The organism is Capnocytophaga sp. oral taxon 412 str. F0487 (assembly GCF_000271925.1).
Lineage (GTDB): Bacteria > Bacteroidota > Bacteroidia > Flavobacteriales > Flavobacteriaceae > Capnocytophaga > Capnocytophaga ochracea.
This window is the reverse complement of the sequence record NZ_AJZR01000024.1, coordinates 1-16119: the sequence shown is the minus strand read 5'-3', so window position 1 is coordinate 16119 and position 16119 is coordinate 1. Positions and strand designations below refer to the sequence as shown.

12 protein-coding genes and 1 tRNA gene are annotated in these 16119 nt (G+C 43.6%); 4 read left to right on the top strand and 9 right to left on the bottom strand.

Annotated elements, in window-relative coordinates:
• Positions 1 to 6: 6 nt before the first annotated feature.
• The 8 genes from HMPREF1321_RS03685 to HMPREF1321_RS03650 form a co-directional block, all read right to left on the bottom strand.
• A complete protein-coding gene (locus HMPREF1321_RS03685) occupies positions 7 to 1296 on the bottom strand; it encodes a glycosyltransferase family 4 protein (protein ID WP_009421480.1) in 1290 nt (429 codons plus the stop codon).
• A 55-nt stretch (positions 1297 to 1351) separates the two neighbouring features.
• Positions 1352 to 1708 carry a DUF4377 domain-containing protein gene (locus HMPREF1321_RS03680; RefSeq protein WP_009421432.1) on the bottom strand — a complete coding sequence of 119 codons (357 nt, stop codon included), beginning with the start codon at positions 1706 to 1708 and terminating at the stop codon, positions 1352 to 1354.
• A gap of 15 nt (positions 1709 to 1723) precedes the next feature.
• Positions 1724 to 3679, bottom strand: a complete 1956-nt coding sequence (locus tag HMPREF1321_RS03675; RefSeq protein ID WP_009421492.1) for a glycogen debranching enzyme N-terminal domain-containing protein — start codon at positions 3677 to 3679, stop codon at positions 1724 to 1726.
• 195 nt (positions 3680 to 3874) lie between these two features.
• Positions 3875 to 4249, bottom strand: coding sequence for a GxxExxY protein (locus tag HMPREF1321_RS03670; RefSeq protein WP_009421412.1), 375 nt, complete (start codon positions 4247 to 4249; stop codon positions 3875 to 3877).
• 169 nt (positions 4250 to 4418) lie between these two features.
• Entirely contained in the window at positions 4419 to 6383 is a 1965-nt protein-coding gene (locus tag HMPREF1321_RS03665; protein WP_009421416.1) for an alpha-amylase family glycosyl hydrolase, read from the bottom strand.
• A gap of 226 nt (positions 6384 to 6609) precedes the next feature.
• Positions 6610 to 7887 (bottom strand): Na+/H+ antiporter NhaC family protein, encoded by a 1278-nt coding sequence (locus tag HMPREF1321_RS03660; RefSeq protein WP_009421509.1) that lies wholly within the window; start codon positions 7885 to 7887, stop codon positions 6610 to 6612.
• A 184-nt stretch (positions 7888 to 8071) separates the two neighbouring features.
• Positions 8072 to 8153 (bottom strand) — tRNA-Leu (locus HMPREF1321_RS03655).
• A gap of 197 nt (positions 8154 to 8350) precedes the next feature.
• Positions 8351 to 8497 (bottom strand): hypothetical protein, encoded by a 147-nt coding sequence (locus tag HMPREF1321_RS03650; RefSeq protein ID WP_034575664.1) that lies wholly within the window; start codon positions 8495 to 8497, stop codon positions 8351 to 8353.
• A gap of 531 nt (positions 8498 to 9028) precedes the next feature.
• Between HMPREF1321_RS03650 and thrS the strand changes: the two genes are divergently transcribed.
• The 4 genes from thrS (at position 9029) to rplT (ending at position 12337) form a co-directional block, all read left to right on the top strand.
• The gene (gene thrS, locus HMPREF1321_RS03640) at positions 9029 to 10969 is read left to right on the top strand and encodes a threonine--tRNA ligase (protein ID WP_009421493.1); all 1941 of its coding nucleotides are present in this window, start codon (positions 9029 to 9031) and stop codon (positions 10967 to 10969) included.
• Between the two features lie 106 nt (positions 10970 to 11075).
• Positions 11076 to 11573: a translation initiation factor IF-3 gene (infC, locus tag HMPREF1321_RS03635; RefSeq protein WP_111971986.1), complete on the top strand. Its 498-nt coding sequence runs from the start codon at positions 11076 to 11078 to the stop codon at positions 11571 to 11573.
• A 121-nt stretch (positions 11574 to 11694) separates the two neighbouring features.
• Positions 11695 to 11892 carry a 50S ribosomal protein L35 gene (gene rpmI / locus HMPREF1321_RS03630; protein WP_002674635.1) on the top strand — a complete coding sequence of 66 codons (198 nt, stop codon included), beginning with the start codon at positions 11695 to 11697 and terminating at the stop codon, positions 11890 to 11892.
• Positions 11893 to 11992: 100 nt separating this feature from the next.
• A complete protein-coding gene (gene rplT, locus HMPREF1321_RS03625) occupies positions 11993 to 12337 on the top strand; it encodes a 50S ribosomal protein L20 (RefSeq protein WP_002674637.1) in 345 nt (114 codons plus the stop codon).
• A 105-nt stretch (positions 12338 to 12442) separates the two neighbouring features.
• Here the strand turns inward: rplT and HMPREF1321_RS03620 are convergent, their stop codons facing one another.
• Positions 12443 to 16018 (bottom strand): DEAD/DEAH box helicase, encoded by a 3576-nt coding sequence (locus HMPREF1321_RS03620; RefSeq protein ID WP_157461780.1) that lies wholly within the window; start codon positions 16016 to 16018, stop codon positions 12443 to 12445.
• Positions 16019 to 16119 lie beyond the last annotated feature (101 nt).

Genomic DNA, 16119 nt, shown 5'->3' with positions numbered 1-16119 from the left:
GTTATTTTATATTAAAGATTCGTAAATGTTTTTGAGTTTCAAGGAAGCTTTTTCCCATTTTAGTTGATTTACCTCGTCGTACCCTTCACGTTGCATATAATGAGCGAGGGTAGGGTAAGCCAAAATACCATAAATAGCATCGGCAAGGGCGTTGATATCCCAATAGTCTACTTTGATAGCGTGGTTCAGTACCTCAGCCACTCCCGATTGTTTGGAGATGATAGTAGGTACTCCTGAGCGCATTGCTTCCAAAGGAGAAATCCCAAAGGGCTCAGATACTGAGGGCATCACATACACATCGCTGTATTGGAACATACGCTGTACGTCGTTACCTCTAAGGAAACCTGTGAAGTGGAAGCGGGTTCCCAATCCCAATTGTGCAACACGGCGCACTAAGGGGTTCATCTTCTCGCCACTACCTGCCATTACAAAGCGTACGTTAGGCATACGTTTCATCACTTTTGCAGCTGCCTCAACGAAGTATTCAGGACCCTTTTGCAAGGTGATACGCCCTAAGAAAGTAACGATTTTATCCTTAATACCGCGTTCTTCTTTGGCATCAGTTTCGGCTTTAAAGTCTACTGCATTGTGCACAGTAATCACCTTCTCGGCAGGGATACCGTATTTTTCAATGACGATATTGCGCGTCCAGTTGCTCACGGTTACTACTCTATCGGCAGCTTCCATACCGCGTTTTTCGATGTCGTAGACTAATGTGTTGCGGTTATACTCGCCCCCACGGTCGTATTCGGTAGCGTGTACGTGTACGATAAGGGGCTTGCCGGAAATCTTTTTGGCGATGATACCCGCGCTATAGGTAAGCCAGTCGTGGGCGTGAATCACATCGAACTCATAGCGTTGGGCAACCGTACCCGCTACTAAGGCATAGCGGTAGACCTCCTCCATCAGATTTGCACCGTATTTGCCTGAAAACTGAAATTTGTTATGATACGAAATGCGCTCGCGGTGTTCGCCTTCTTTGAGGTATTGGTCGCGTTCGCGGGCGAAGGTTTCGGGGTCCAGGTAAGGCACGAGGTTCGAACCTATCTCCATAAAATTGATGTGTTTCCAGAAATCTTCAATCTTTTCAGCGTTTTGCAACATCTCTACATCGCTAGCGTTGATAATCTTAGCCACATTGCCGTCCTCATCACCGGAGGCTTTTGGCATCACAAACAGCACTTTTACGCCGTTTTTAGCCAATCCTTGGGCAATACCTAAGCAGGCTGTTCCTAATCCCCCACTGATATGAGGGGGAAATTCCCATCCAAACATTAATACTCTTGCTTTCTTCATATGCTTTTATTTATTCCTTCCCCAATCCCCTCCCACGCGGGGAGCAAGAAGAGCGTTATTCTAATTTTTGTTTTGAGATGATGCTGATTAACTCATAATCATCGGGCAGGTTACCATCTTGAATAGGGTAGTCATAGATGATTCTCTTGACTTTCAACTGATATTTATAACCTTTTTCAAGGGTAATACCTTTTATTTGGTTGTTGCTAAAACAAAGTTCTTTATTACCTATTAGTGCTTTAAAACATTCGAATTTCACTTCAGGCCAACTAAAGGCTTCTCCTATCTCTCCTGTAATTGTAAGTGTCACTTTTTGTACTTCTTTAACTCCATTATTGGTGTAATCACTTTCTTTACTAAGGCAAGAACAGCACAAGACACATATCAATAATATTAAGATATTTTTTATCATATTAAAGTAACTTTCTCAAAGTGTTGCAGGCATCTGGCTCAGTAGCCATTGAGCACGTAATATCTCAGCTACATTCTTAGCTTTGGCAATACAACCGCGTGAGTGGAATGGTGGATTGCCGTCGTAAATAGCCGATATAGTACATACGCCGTGTTCGTTGAGCTCTTCTTCAAAGTTTTCCAAGATAGCTTGCGCTTCTGGCAGGTACTGTGCTCCAAAGATTTTCAGATAAGCCTCTATATAGAACCCAATAAACCAAGGGTGTGCTGACCCGTTGAATGTGGCTTTGTCGCGCACATATACATTGCCTACACTCACGCCTTCATAACGAGGGTTTTGAGGAGATAAACTGCGCAATCCGCGAGGGGTGAGCAACTCTTGGGTGACAATGTCCAATACTCTCTTCTTGGTTTTCTCGTTTATGGGAGCATAGTCAAGCGCGCAAACAATGAGCTGATTAGGTCGTACATCTACGTTTTTATTCGTGCGGTTGGCATAATCGGCAAGGTATTTCTTGTCCTCTATCCAAAAAGTCTCTACAAAGCTCTTTTCGATGGTTTCAGGTAGCGTAAACCACTCGCCTAAGAAAGCCTTATCTTTTGCCTCTTCTGCTAAGGCAAGGGCGTAACACACGGCATTATACCAGAGGGCATTCACTTCTACTACATAACCGTTGCGTGGTACGATAGCGCCGTAATCGCTTTGCGCATCAAACCACGTAAGCGGACGTGTAAGGTCATCACTCCAAATAAGTCCGTTAGCTTCCATACGGATATTCTTATGAATACCTTGTTTGTAGGCGTTTAAGATACTTTTGATTGTATCGCCATACTCCTTCCAAAGTTGTTTCTTACTCTTAATAGTTTCCTTTTCATACTGTTGAAGCGTCCAGAAGAACCACAACGAGGTGTCGGCATCATATTCAGGGTGTATATTGTGCGTACTGATTTCCTTAGCAAAAAGCCCTTCGTAGAAGTATTTTTGAGTAGAAGTGAGCACGTCTTCAAATATCTTGGCTGTACTGCCCGATAGAGCAATACCTGGTAAGGCAATAAAAGTGTCGCGCATATTGCTGTCGAACCAGTGATAACCTGCCTTGATACGGGTTTCGCCTGCCTTGTGAATAATAAACTGAGAGGCAGCGTACTGCAAGCATTCTTCAAACGAATTGCGGTCGGCGCGCTCTTTGAGGTACTTGGTAAAATCCTTTGCAAGGTTCTTAGGATTAGCTTCCTCTAAGCTGGCTGAAAAGACGATGCTTTCGCCTTTCTTGAGGCTCACTTCGAAAGCTCCTACACTTAGGAGGTCTTCTAGGTAGTCATACCCGCGTTCTTTTTCCTTGGTGTAATAGATGTTGTTGTTCCAATAAGCCCCACCGCCAAAATTAGCGGATTTACTGAGTTGCATATAGAGATAAGGAAACTCTGGGTATAGTTTTACACGCACACCACCGCCTACCGCTTCAGCTTGGGTATTGGCTACGGGGTTTTGCTTGCTAAGAGAATGGATATCGCGGAAAGCCAAGAGAGGGTTTAGGCGCAAAAGGGTAGCCGAATGAGCTTCTAGTAGTGTATAGCGTATCAATACTTGGGGAGCATTGTGCATCATCAAGATTTCTTTTTTCAGCAGTACGCCACCTACTTGGTAAGTAACGGTAAATGCTTTTTCGTATGAAATATCTACGATATACTTATGCCCGCGCGGTTCATAGGTACCTTCGTATTTATGAACGCCGAAATTGAAATCGCGTCCGTGCTGAATGATACTTTCATCTAAGGAGGAGAGCATCACGTAGTTTTTGCCTCTGAACTTTTCAATAGGCACTACTAGTAGCCCGTGGTATTTACGGGTATTGCAAAAAACGAGAGTAGAGGAGCAGTAGCCTCCCCCTCGGTTCGTACCGAGAAACTCTCTATCCAGAGAGTATTCAAGATTAATTAGTTGGTCTTTTTTAAATGATAAATAACTCATATTTCAATTAACAATTTACGATTAATAATTTACAATTTAGGTTGTAGTATATACTTTGCCAGCATTGCTGGAATATCTCACACAGATTTCACGAATCTCACAGATTTCTTCACGGATATTTCTTTTTATAATGTTTATTTGTGCCACGGATTACAGCAACAAGTTGCTGAGATTTTCACAGATTACCTAATTCAGCTATGCTACCAATCTAACAATACCTTTATTAATATCTACTTCATTGAAATTTACTAAAAATCCTACTTTTTTATGAGTAAGTTTTAAATAGGTTAACAGTTGTTTCTTGTATATAGGTTTTATCTCCTCTACTGATTTTAACTCTAAAATAATCTTATCCTCTACCAATAAATCTAATCTAAAAGCAGTTTTTAACATAACTCCTTTATAAACAATAGGAATAGGTACTTCTGAAAGTACTTTCAAACCTTTATTTTCTAGTTCGTATTTTAAAGCGGTAGCATAAACACTTTCTAATAAACCTGTACCTAATTGGTTATACACTTCATAAATAGCTCCTCTTACTTTATAACTAAGCTCTTCTTCTACTATCATCTTCTATCTTATTTATTGTTGGTTTTTTTTCACCTTCACTAGGGTGCTTTAGTCTGTGCTATCTCTCACCGAAGGTGAGTAATCAGTGGAAAAGATATACAAAATATAAGAACTCTTATACATATAAATCTGTGAGATTCGTGAAATCCGTGCGAGGCTTTTAAAATCGTTAGTTTGCTAATTTCAATATAAAGCCAATTCTCGCGGGTATGTACAACGACAGCAAATTCTCCTTGCCGGTGTACTGCGTAAAATGCTCTACGCTTTCATCAATGCGGTTGTCTCCTCCAAAGGCGAGGTTATCGGTATTAAGAACGGTAATGTATTTACCTGCTGGCACATCAAACTGATAATCGGTGTAAGAGGTAGTGGGGTTAAAACTGAAAACAAATAAGTACCCACTGCGCTCGAATATGAGTAGCTGTCGCTCGATGTCGCGCACCAACACACGAGGTTCACGGTCGAGGAATTTGCTTTCGGCGGCAAAGTGTATCATCGCGCTATCAAAAGCGTTGAGGTATTTAAACTTCAAGTCGGTATTGTCTACCAAACTCCATAGCCTGCGTGCGTGGGCATAACTCCAGTTGTTGCCAGCACGCGGAAAGTCAATCCACTCAGGGTGTCCCCATTCGTTGCCCATAAAGTTGAGGTATCCCCCACCTGCGGTGCCAAGAGTTACCAAACGTATCATCTTGTGCAAAGCTATTGCACGGTCGATGATGAGACTGTGGTCGAATACGCTCATTCCGGTATATACTTCCTTATCAGTAAGCCAGAAAAAAATCGTTTTATCACCCACCAAGGCTTGGTCGTGGCTTTCGGCATAACTGATGGTGCGTTCTTCGGCGCGTTTGTTAGTCAGTTCGTAATAGATATTGCCTACGTGCCACTGCTCATCGGGGACTTCTTTGAGGAGCTTAATCCAATAATCGGGAATACCCATACTTAGCTTGTAATCGAAGCCTATGCCTTTTTCAGCAATAGGTGAGGCAAGACCAGGCAATCCGCTCATCTCTTCGGCAATGGTCAGCGCTTCGGGGTAGAGCTCGTGAATAAGTTGGTTAGCCATAGTGAGATACACCAAAGCGTCGTCGTCCTCATTGCCATCATAATAGAAACTATAATTGGTAAAGGCTTTGCCCAAACCGTGATCGTAATAAATCATACTGGTAACGCCGTCAAAACGGAAACCGTCGAAGCGGAACTCTTCAAGCCAGTATTTGCAGTTAGAGAGTAGGAAGTTGAGTACTTGGGGCTTACCATAGTCAAAACAGCGGGAGTCCCAAGCGGGGTGTTTACCGCGCTCACCGCGGTGGAAGTAAAGATAGTCGGTACCGTCGAAGTAGCTGAGCCCTTCTGCCTCATTGCTTACCGAATGCGAGTGTACAATATCAAGCAGTACACGTATGCCCAAGCCGTGGGCAGCATCGATGAGTTCTTTGAGTTCTTCGGGGGTGCCAAAGCGTGAACTCACCGCAAAGAAGTTAGCCACCTGATAGCCAAAAGAACCGTAGTAAGGGTGCTCTTGTATTGCCATCAGCTGGATGGTGTTGTAGCCCAAAGCAGCGATACGGGGCAGTACATAGAGGCGAAACTCTATAAAAGTACTCACGCGCTGGTGCTCAGTACTCATCCCGATGTGTGCTTCGTAGATAAGCGGATGTGGAGCAGCTTTTGGGCGCGGGTGTTGCCAAGGGTAGGGGTGCTCGGGGCACCACACTTGGGCGGAAAACACCTTGGTATAATCGTCCTGCACGGCGCGGATAGTATGTGAGGGGAGGCGTTCGCCACTGCCTCCTTCCCATTCCACGAGTAGTTTGTAGAGCATTTCGTGGCGGAGGATATTAGCAGGAATACGCAATTCCCAGTCTTGGTCGTTTAGTTTAGTGAAAGAATAGTGTTTGTTTTTTTGCCAGTCGTTGCTATCACAAAGAAGAAAGATAGCTGTTGCATTTGGAGCCCACTCGCGTAGCACCCATTCTGTATGAGTACGGTGCAGACCGTAGTAGAGGTGCGAATTACAAGCATCAGCCAGGCACTTAGCGTCCCCTTGCACTCTATGAAGGACATCGATAAAGTGCTGATGCCTTCCCTGAATAACAGGGAGGTATGGTAGCAATAGTGGGTCGTTCATAAGGTTTGGTATTCTGGCTACGGAAAAGTCAAAAGATTGGCTTTTAGGTAAGTCAATTAAATTCGCCGTAAAATTAAAACAATATTTTGATAATTGCAAATTTTTTTGCAATTATTTTACAATAATTTTATAGTCTGTTATGATAAACTTATGTAGTTTAATAGAATACAAACACTTATAAAGTAGAAGACATCACTGTTAATGCTGTGTAAAAACAACTTTTTTATTACTTTTTACCCACATAAATATACCCCAAAGTACCTATCAGCAGTAAATGTAAGTAAATAGCATACATCACCAGCTGGGGGTAATCTATCGTGTCGGCAAATTTGTATAGGGCAATTACCTGCGCTCCATATGGGATAAGCCCCTGCGCATAACAAGAGAAGATATCCAATACCGATGCCACACTGCGCAACGGTATTTTAAACTGTTCAGCAATCGTTTTGCTCGTTTTCGAAGCGATAAGAATAGCCACCGTGTTATTCGCCACGCACACATCGGCTACTGTCACCAAAAAGCCCATCCCTAAAAGAGCCGACGAGCCACTTTTGATGCGCTGAGTAATGAGGTTCATCAAAAACCGAATCCCGCCAAAATGCTCTACCAAAAACGCCAATCCTCCTATGATAAAGTATAAGAAGAAGGTATCAGCCATTCCCATAAAACCTTTGTGAATATCGGTAGCAAACTGCAAGAAATGAAACTTGCCGTACGCAAACCCTATCACCCCCGAGATAAGAATACCTAAGAAAAGCGACACAAATACGTTTACCCCAAAAAGCGCAATTACCACCACCGCCACATAAGGCAAAATAAGCACAGCGTTAAAATCGCTATACAACTGATTGTGAAGGTGATTTTCAGCGTCAGGATTTCCTATCAACAGCAGTATGATAACCGTTAAAATCGCCATTGGTATCGCAATTTTAGCATTCGCCTTCATCTTTTCGTTCATCTGACATCCAACCGACTGCGTGGCGGCAATCGTTGTGTCCGAAATAAGAGATAAGTTATCCCCAAACATCGCCCCCGATAGCAGTGATGCGCCTATGAGTGCCGTGTTCGATTGGCTTTGGGTAGCAAGGTCAAACACTATCGGCGAAAGCGTCATTATAGTACCCACCGAAGTGCCCGTAGCAAATGAAAGAAACGATGCAATGATAAAAATCCCTACCGGAAAATACTCTGGCGAGATGTAATACATACCCATATTCACAATACTATGCGTACTTCCCAAAGCATTAGCCACCGAAGCAAATGCCCCAGCCAAAAGTGCAATCATACACATTTGTAGTACATTGCTATCACCCGCCCCTTTAAAGAACAATCCTATTTTCTCTTTCATAGGAGCTCGGTAGATAAGCAAAGCCACTACCACCGAAAAAAGCGCAATAATAGGAGCAGGTAGCGAGTAGAAGTTGTCGAAATACAACCCACTACCTAAAAATAATGCTACGAATACGAGCAGAGGAATAATACTGATGATAGTTGTTTTCTGCATAGTTATTGTCTGTTTTATAGCAAATCAAAATCACTTTTGTGTCCCTTCCCCCCTTCGCTTTTGCAGATTGTCCCCCTTCGGGGGCTCGGGGACTTTATACTAATACTTGCCAATCTCCTTTATCTTTACCCTACCATAAAAATAAAAAAGCCTTAATTCACTTACTGATGAATTAAGGCTCTTGTGCGGGTGAAGGGACTCGAACCCCCACGCCGTGAAGCACTAGATCCTAAGTCTAGCGTGTCTACCAATTTCACCACACCCGCAAATGATGAACGTTTCAATGATTGACGGCGCAAAAGTACAACAGTTTTTTTTAACTGCAAATTTTTTCCGTGTTTTTTTATTCTTAATCTCACCTTAGCCCCACCAATACATTAATTATCAGTTAAATTTATCAACCAAAAATCATTCCTTCATCTTGCCTTCCCTTTTTTATCGCTACCCCTCTTTTTTTCCGTCACTACATTTCCCCTTTGAAGGTAGCCAGCAATAGCTGGGTATGTGTATCGCGAGAGCGGAGTATGTGTAAAAGGGGAGGTTTGTTTCCTTTTCCAGCTTGTCCCCCTTCGGGGGTTCGGGGGCTTACCGAATAAATGACTCGCCACATTCCCCCTTTTTCGTCATTCGTCATTCGTCATTTCTTTCACTTTCCCGTCACTACATTCCCCCTCTCCTTGGGAGAGGGTCGGGGTGAGGATTCTCTTTCTTTCGCCTCGAAACCCCGTTTTTACCGCTTTTAGCCTTGTTGTATTATATTATGAACCAACTATTTACATACCCTTTCTATACCAATCGTCCAAGATTCGTATAAGCTTCCTATAAGCTCTCTATAAGCTAACCCCACCCAATTTACAGCTCATTTTTTACCTTCCAGCTCAACTCAACCTTCCGAATCCCTCCGTTTCCTTCCGAACTCCTCAACCCCTCCACATTTGCTAATTTTCTCATTTTCTCATTTCCTAATTTTTCCTGCCCGTGTGGCTCACACTGCCTGTGCGGCTCGCACCTTTGGCAAAGTTGATTATCGGTATTTACCTCATTTTCTAAATATTTTTCTTCATTATTTATTGTCAATTACTAATTATTTTGTACTTTTGCACTTTCTAACACAACAACACCAATTTTCAACAACAAAAAAATGATTAAAATCACACTACCCGACGGCTCTGTAAAAGAGTACCAAAGTGGGATTACTCCCGCCGAAATCGCAGCCTCTATCAGCGAGGGACTGGCGCGTAACGTCCTTTCTGCCAGCTTCAATGGCAATACCGTAGAAACCGTTACCCCCCTGACGACCGACGGTAGCTTAACATTATACACTTGGGATAGTCCCGAAGGTAAAAAAGCTTTCTGGCACTCCTCAGCGCACATCTTGGCACAAGCACTCGAAGAGCTCTACCCCGGTATCAAGCTCACCATAGGACCTGCTATCGCTAATGGTTTCTATTACGATGTCGATTTTAACGGCAAACCTATTTCCGAAAAAGATTTTCCTGCTATCGAAGCTAAATTCTTGGAAATTGCTCGTGGCAAACACCCTTTCAAAATGCGCCCTGTGAGCAAAGCCGAAGCCTTGTCGTACTACGCTGGCAAAAATGAGTACAAAACCGAACTCATCGAAGCTCTCGAAGATGGTACGATCACCTTCTGCGACCACAGCACCTTCACCGACCTTTGTCGTGGTGGACATATCCCTAACACGGGCTTTGTGAAAGCCGTAAAAGTACTCAGCGCTGCTGGGGCTTATTGGCGTGGTGATGAGCACAACCCACAACTTACTCGTGTGTATGGTATCTCATTCCCTAAACAAAAAGAACTCACCGAATACCTCGAACTGCTTGAAGAAGCTAAGAAACGCGACCACCGTAAGCTCGGTAAAGAACTCGAACTCTTTACCTTCTCTAACAAGGTAGGACAAGGCTTACCTCTCTGGTTACCCAAAGGGGCTGCCTTGCGCGAACGCCTCGAAGCCTTCTTGCGCAAAGCCCAAAAACAAGCCGGTTACGAGCAGGTAGTTACCCCACATATCGGTCATAAGAATTTGTATGTAACCTCAGGTCACTGGGATAAATACGGGAAAGATAGTTTCCAACCCATTGCCACCCCTAACGAAGGTGAGGAGTATTTACTAAAACCGATGAACTGTCCGCATCACTGCGAGATATACAATTCACACCCTTGGAGTTATAAAGATTTGCCTAAACGTTTCGCCGAGTTTGGTACAGTATATCGCTACGAGCAAAGTGGCGAGTTACACGGTTTAACCCGTGTGCGTTGCTTTACCCAAGATGATGCACACATCTTCTGTACTCCTGAGCAGTTAGACGACGAGTTCAAACACGTAATCGACTTGGTGCTCTATGTATTCGGCTCTCTTGGATTCGACAATTTTACCGCACAAGTATCGTTGCGCGACCCCGAAAACCCTACCAAGTACATCGGTAGTGATGGGAATTGGGCAAAAGCCGAAAATGCCATCATCAACGCTGCGAAAGAAAAAGGCTTGAGCTATGTAATCGAAACAGGTGAAGCCGCTTTCTATGGCCCTAAACTCGACTTTATGGTGAAAGATGCCTTAGGCAGAAGCTGGCAACTCGGTACTATTCAGGTAGATTATAACCTCCCAGAGCGTTTCGACCTTTGGTATAAAGGCGCTGATAATGAAATGCACCGCCCTGTAATGATTCACCGTGCGCCTTTCGGAAGTATGGAGCGTTTCGTAGCCATTTTATTGGAACACACTGCCGGAAACTTCCCATTATGGCTCAACCCGAGTCAAGCTATTGTGCTATCATTGAGTGAAAAATATGAAAAATATGCTCAAAAAGTTTTGAGATTGTTAGAAAATTCCGATATTCGCACCCTGATAGACAATCGTGCTGAAACTATGGGCAAAAAAATACGTGAAGCCGAAACCCAAAAAATCCCGTATATGCTCATTGTCGGCGAGAATGAAGAGAAAGAAGGCACCGTATCAGTGCGCAAACGCGGTGGTGAAGATTTAGGCAGTATGAGCGTAGAAGCTTTCGCTAAACTCATCAATGACGAAATTAACAAGAGTATTAAACAATTCCAATAGCCCTTCTCCCTCCCCCAAGGGGAGGGATTGGGGTGGGGATAAAATTTAAATAGCCATCATAAAAAAAAGTAACACACCGGGCAGAGATGACAAACAACCTCATCGTATCAATCGCGATATCCGCGTTCCTGAGGTGCGTTTGGTAGGGGAAAACGTCGAAGGAGGCGTATACCCCACTCGCAAAGCATTAGAAATTGCTAATGAATTAGAACTCGATTTGGTGGAAATTTCACCAAACGCCACGCCTCCTGTTTGTAAGGTAATCGATTATAAGAAATTCCTTTACGAACAAAAGAAGCGTGAGAAAGAGCTAAAAGCCAAAGCTACTAAGGTAGTAATTAAGGAAATTCGCTTCGGCCCTCAAACCGATGACCACGACTATGAGTTTAAAAAGAAACACGGCGAGAAGTTCCTTAAAGAAGGCTCCAAAGTAAAAGCCTACGTATTCTTCAAAGGTCGCTCTATCATCTATAAAGACCAAGGGGAAATCCTCCTCTTGCGCCTCGCTACCGACCTCGAAGACTATGGCAAAGTAGAACAAATGCCTAAACTCGAAGGAAAACGTATGACGATGTTCCTCGCACCCTTACCCAAGAAAAAATAATCCCCTCCCTAACCCTCCCCCAAGGGGAGGATAAAAGTGAGGGCAAAAATAAACTCCCATAACTCCCCTCCTTGGGAGGGGCAGGGGGAGGACGGAATTATATCAATAAAAATCTAAGCAAATGCCAAAAATTAAAACTAAATCTGGAGCTAAAAAGCGTTTCAAGCTCACCGGCTCTGGTAAAATCAAGAGAAAACACGCGTTCAAAAGCCACATCTTAACTAAGAAAGCTAAAAAACGCAAGTTAGCACTCACCCACGCTACGCTCGTTCACTCTAACGACGAAGCAAGCGTGAAGAAACAATTAGGCTTAAAATAATTGTTTAAATAGTAGGAAATTAATAACCGTGGAGTAGGTACCCCTAAGAGTTTGTTTTAAGCACAAACCACCTGCTACAAAAATTAAAAAAAAGGAATTTATGCCAAGATCAGTAAATGCTGTAGCTCGTAGAGCTCGTAGAAAAAAAATAATGAAGCAAGCCAAAGGTTTCTTTGGCCGCAGAAAAAACGTTTGGACGGTAGCCAAAAACGCTGTTGAGAAAGCAATGCAGTACGCTTATCGCGACCGCCGTAACAAGAAGAGAACCTTCCGCGCTTTGTGGATTGTGCGTATCAACGCAGGAGCTCGCTTGCACGGATTGTCTTACTCTCAATTTATGGGTAAACTTAAAGCAGCTGATATCCAGCTCAACCGTAAAGTTCTTGCCGATTTGGCAATGAACCACCCCGAAGCGTTCAAAGCTATTGTAGAAAAAGTAAAATAAACGTTTAACTAAAGATATAATTCCGTATAGAAAAAGCGACTCCTTAGGAGTCGCTTTTTTATTTTTCTTGTTACGGTCTTTCTGATATTCCACCTGCCTGTGCGCTCATTTCGCCCATTTTCTTTTGTAGTCAAAGCCGGCGTTGAGCAATATTTTTTCCTTGTGCAGGTCTTCTAAATAGGCTAAATCGTTGTTGTAAAGGGGTTTGCTAAGGCATTCTACAGCTACAGGCTTGCCTTCTTTGGGTGCTAACAAAATATCGATAGTATAACCACCAAACTCGTAGTCCATTGTAATACGCTGGTCGGGGTATTTTTCTTTGAGCTGACGGTAGGTTTGTTCTTTAAAAGCACTTTTACTTTGCTGGTCGACATCGATGTGTTTGTGTCCGTAGAGGTCGAGTTCCGATAGGATTTCACGGCGAAGGGCATCATTGCCGTCGCTTACGGCACGGGCGTAGGCGAGGTAGGCGTAGACCACAGCGCGACGGTTGTTAGCACCTTCTTGAGCTAAAGCATCTTTATAGGTTGCTAACAATTCTTCGGGGATAGAGTTGCACACGTATATCTGTTCCTTGGCGCGGGTGATAATCACATTCAGCAGTTTGTAGCCTTTGGAGAAGTTCAGCGGACCAAAACTCTGTACGAACTTGCCGCCTTTCTTCTTGCCATAAGTTACCGATAAGATGATGATATCGCGCTCGTCACCTTGTATGTTCTCCAAGTTCTTGATAAAGAGTCCTGCTTGCTCTAAGGCGTTGATTTTCTCGCGGAAAGCCTTTTGGGTAGGGTCGTTTTGCTTTTGGAGTATCTGTTTGCGTATGTAGTTGCGCTGGGTGATATTGAAAGTCGCAATCCCCACCGATGGATAACTACCGTCAGGACGAGGCTCTATTTGCGAGAGGATACGCAATACTTCGGCGGCTTCCTCACGGTTGATATGCTCATCGAAAGTGCCATTTACCTGAGTGAAATGGATAGGAATACGATTTTCGGTACTGGGTAGCGGACGCAATCGGGCGTTGTAGAAAGCGTGGTTAGAAAAATCAATCAGATAAGGGTGTTTAGAACGATAGTGAAAATCTAAATGGTTCTTACTGAATTGGTATTCCAAAGCGTAATCCAAGAGCGACTCTATGTTCAGCATTGCGTTTTTGTAGGTGAGCACTTCATCTTCTTCCTCGTTATCGTCATCATCTTCGGCAGTACCGTCGAATACTTTGCTAAAATAGTTAGACGGCGGCATTTGGTGTTCATCACCTGCGATGATAATCGTCTTGCCTTTGAGCATAGCCGGCAGGTTGTCTTCAAGTTTCAGCTGACTCGCCTCGTCAAACACCACATTGTCAAAATAGAAATTCTTGCCCTCAAACAAATTGCAACAAGCATCGGAGGTGGTGAGGATAATAGGGAAGAAACTCGTAAAGAGGTCGGTGTCCTTCATCGCTATTTGTCTCAAAGTAAGTCGGTTGTGTTTTTCACTTTTGCGTTTGTTGTAGAGGTTCGCCACAGTGAGCTCTTTGTTGGTCTCTTCAAACGTTTTTACGGCTTTGCGTTGTTGGGTATTCCAGTAGCCCTCGATAAAATCTTTTTGGGTAGAGGCAAAGTAATGTACTTTCTTTTTAAAATCGGCGTAATTTTGCTCGTTGAAGTTTAACGAATCATCGGCATTTCGTTGCAAGAGCAAGGTGTAATAAGCGTAGAGGAAGGAAGCTTCCCAATGGGTTACTTTGGTAAGAGATAAAACAATGCGCTCTTGGAAATCGTTGAGCGATTGGAAGAATGCAAACCACTCGTACTGAGCTACCAAAGGCTGTTCAGGGTCGGCTTGATAGCTGTTGTAGGTCGCTAAACTGCGGGTGATAAAGGCTTTGAACTCAGCAAAGGTATTGCCAAAATTGACAGCGTCGAGCCAATTATCAGCTTCTATGCGGTTTTTAAGCGATTTTACTTCGCTTATGAGCTTGTCTAAATCGGCGTTTATAAACGAGCGTTCGTAGTAATTCAGCAGGTCTAAGGTAGCAAAATCAGCATTGACTTTGCTGTCGAAATCGGTTTGCGCTTGGGCAATAGCAGGAGTGTACTCAGCGATAACAGTTTTGTTGAGCAATAAGTTATCCGAAATAGCAATCGACGAAAAATTGCGGTGCAAACTGAGTGCTTTAATCGCAGTACAGAGTTCTTGCAAGCGTTTTTGGGTTTTCAGCACCTGCTTTTTCTCGGCAGAAAAGAGAGCCGAGAGTTTGTAGAAAAATCCTTTGGTTACCTCTGGTTGATACACAGGTGAAGTAGGAGGGAGAGTAGCGGTAATCAGCTCATACTCATTGCGATATTGCGCTAAGGTGTCCAACTGTTGTACAAATTCCTCTTTGCGCTTGTGCAGGTAATAGGCTTTATAAACGGCTACCTGCTGCTGGATAACCTCCCATTGTTGTGCGTATTGCTTGAAGGCTTCGGCGAGTTGTTGCTGGGTGTTAAACAGATTGGTAGCGGTGAGTTTTTTGGGGTTGAACAAATGATTTTGAGCGTAGGGTGCATATCGCTGATAGAGCGCCTCACCTTGTTGCCAAAGGGGGGCGAGAGAGGCAAATTCTTCATCAGTAAATTGAAAGGAAAAAGCCGAGAGGTTGAGTTCTTCTCTATCAGTTTCATAATGCATTAGTTCCGCCATTACATCTGTCCACGACAGTTGGTTGAGGAGCGGTTGGTTGAGTTTGTGGTGAATAGCATTGATATCTGTTGTAATTTTGCGCATTGCCTGCACTTGTTCGGTAAGGAGATTTTCGAGGAAAGCTGGTGTTTCTTTTTTAAACTCGGCATTATCGATATGGTTACGCACGGCATCGACAATGAATCTGCGGTCGGCAATGGCATCTTTTATCATTGTACAATACCTGCCCAAACCTTTGTTTTGCAAGGCGTTGTAGAGCACTTCAAGGGCAGTTTGCTTCTCGCATACTACTAGTGTTTTCTGTTTGTTTTCCAAAGCATTGATGAGAATCGCCGTGAGCGTTTGGCTCTTGCCCGTACCTGGGGGACCTTGAATAAGTATTTTCTGCTGACTTTTCAGCGATTCCAAAATCAATTGTTGAGAGGGGTCGGTTTCAATAGCACTTAGCGATTGGAATTGTTCATTGGCTGTTGCCTGCAAAGGCACAAATTCCTTTTTCAGCGATTCGTAATCGTTGATGATGTTCTGTTTTTGCACTTCAAAGAGGGAGAGGATACCGCTTTTTTCTATAAAAGCATCACCCTTGTTAGGCAAAAGTTCTTCATATGCTGCTTTGGTTTTTAGGGGGAGAATTTCGGTATAGTTGTTCAGCAGGAAATCCAAGTTTTGGGTAACTTTCAGTTGGTTGAGGATATCCGAGCAAAGAGAGTGCAGTTCAGGTTTATCGATTTTGCCGTCTTCCAGCATCTCGTTGGGGATAGGTTTAAGGCTTACGCCCGAATCGTTTTGCAGGTGGTTGATGAGCACCTCATTTAGGTAGATAGGATCTTCCTCGCTACGGCTTATTACCCACGTATTCATTTGGTTAGCTGGCTTTATCTTCACCGACCAAATCAGGATGGGCGCAGCTGTTAGTTGTCCGTCGCCCATATCCCGACGCAACAGTATGGGGAAGCCAAAGCCGAGTGTGTTCACCCCTTTTTCCGAAGTGATAACCTCGCTTTGGAACATCAGGTTTTCGATACTATCTACGAGTTTTTCCAGCGCTACTTCCCTTGTACCCTTTTCTTTTACTGATTTTCCTTCTTCTTTTTCATTCACTTTTACGGCTT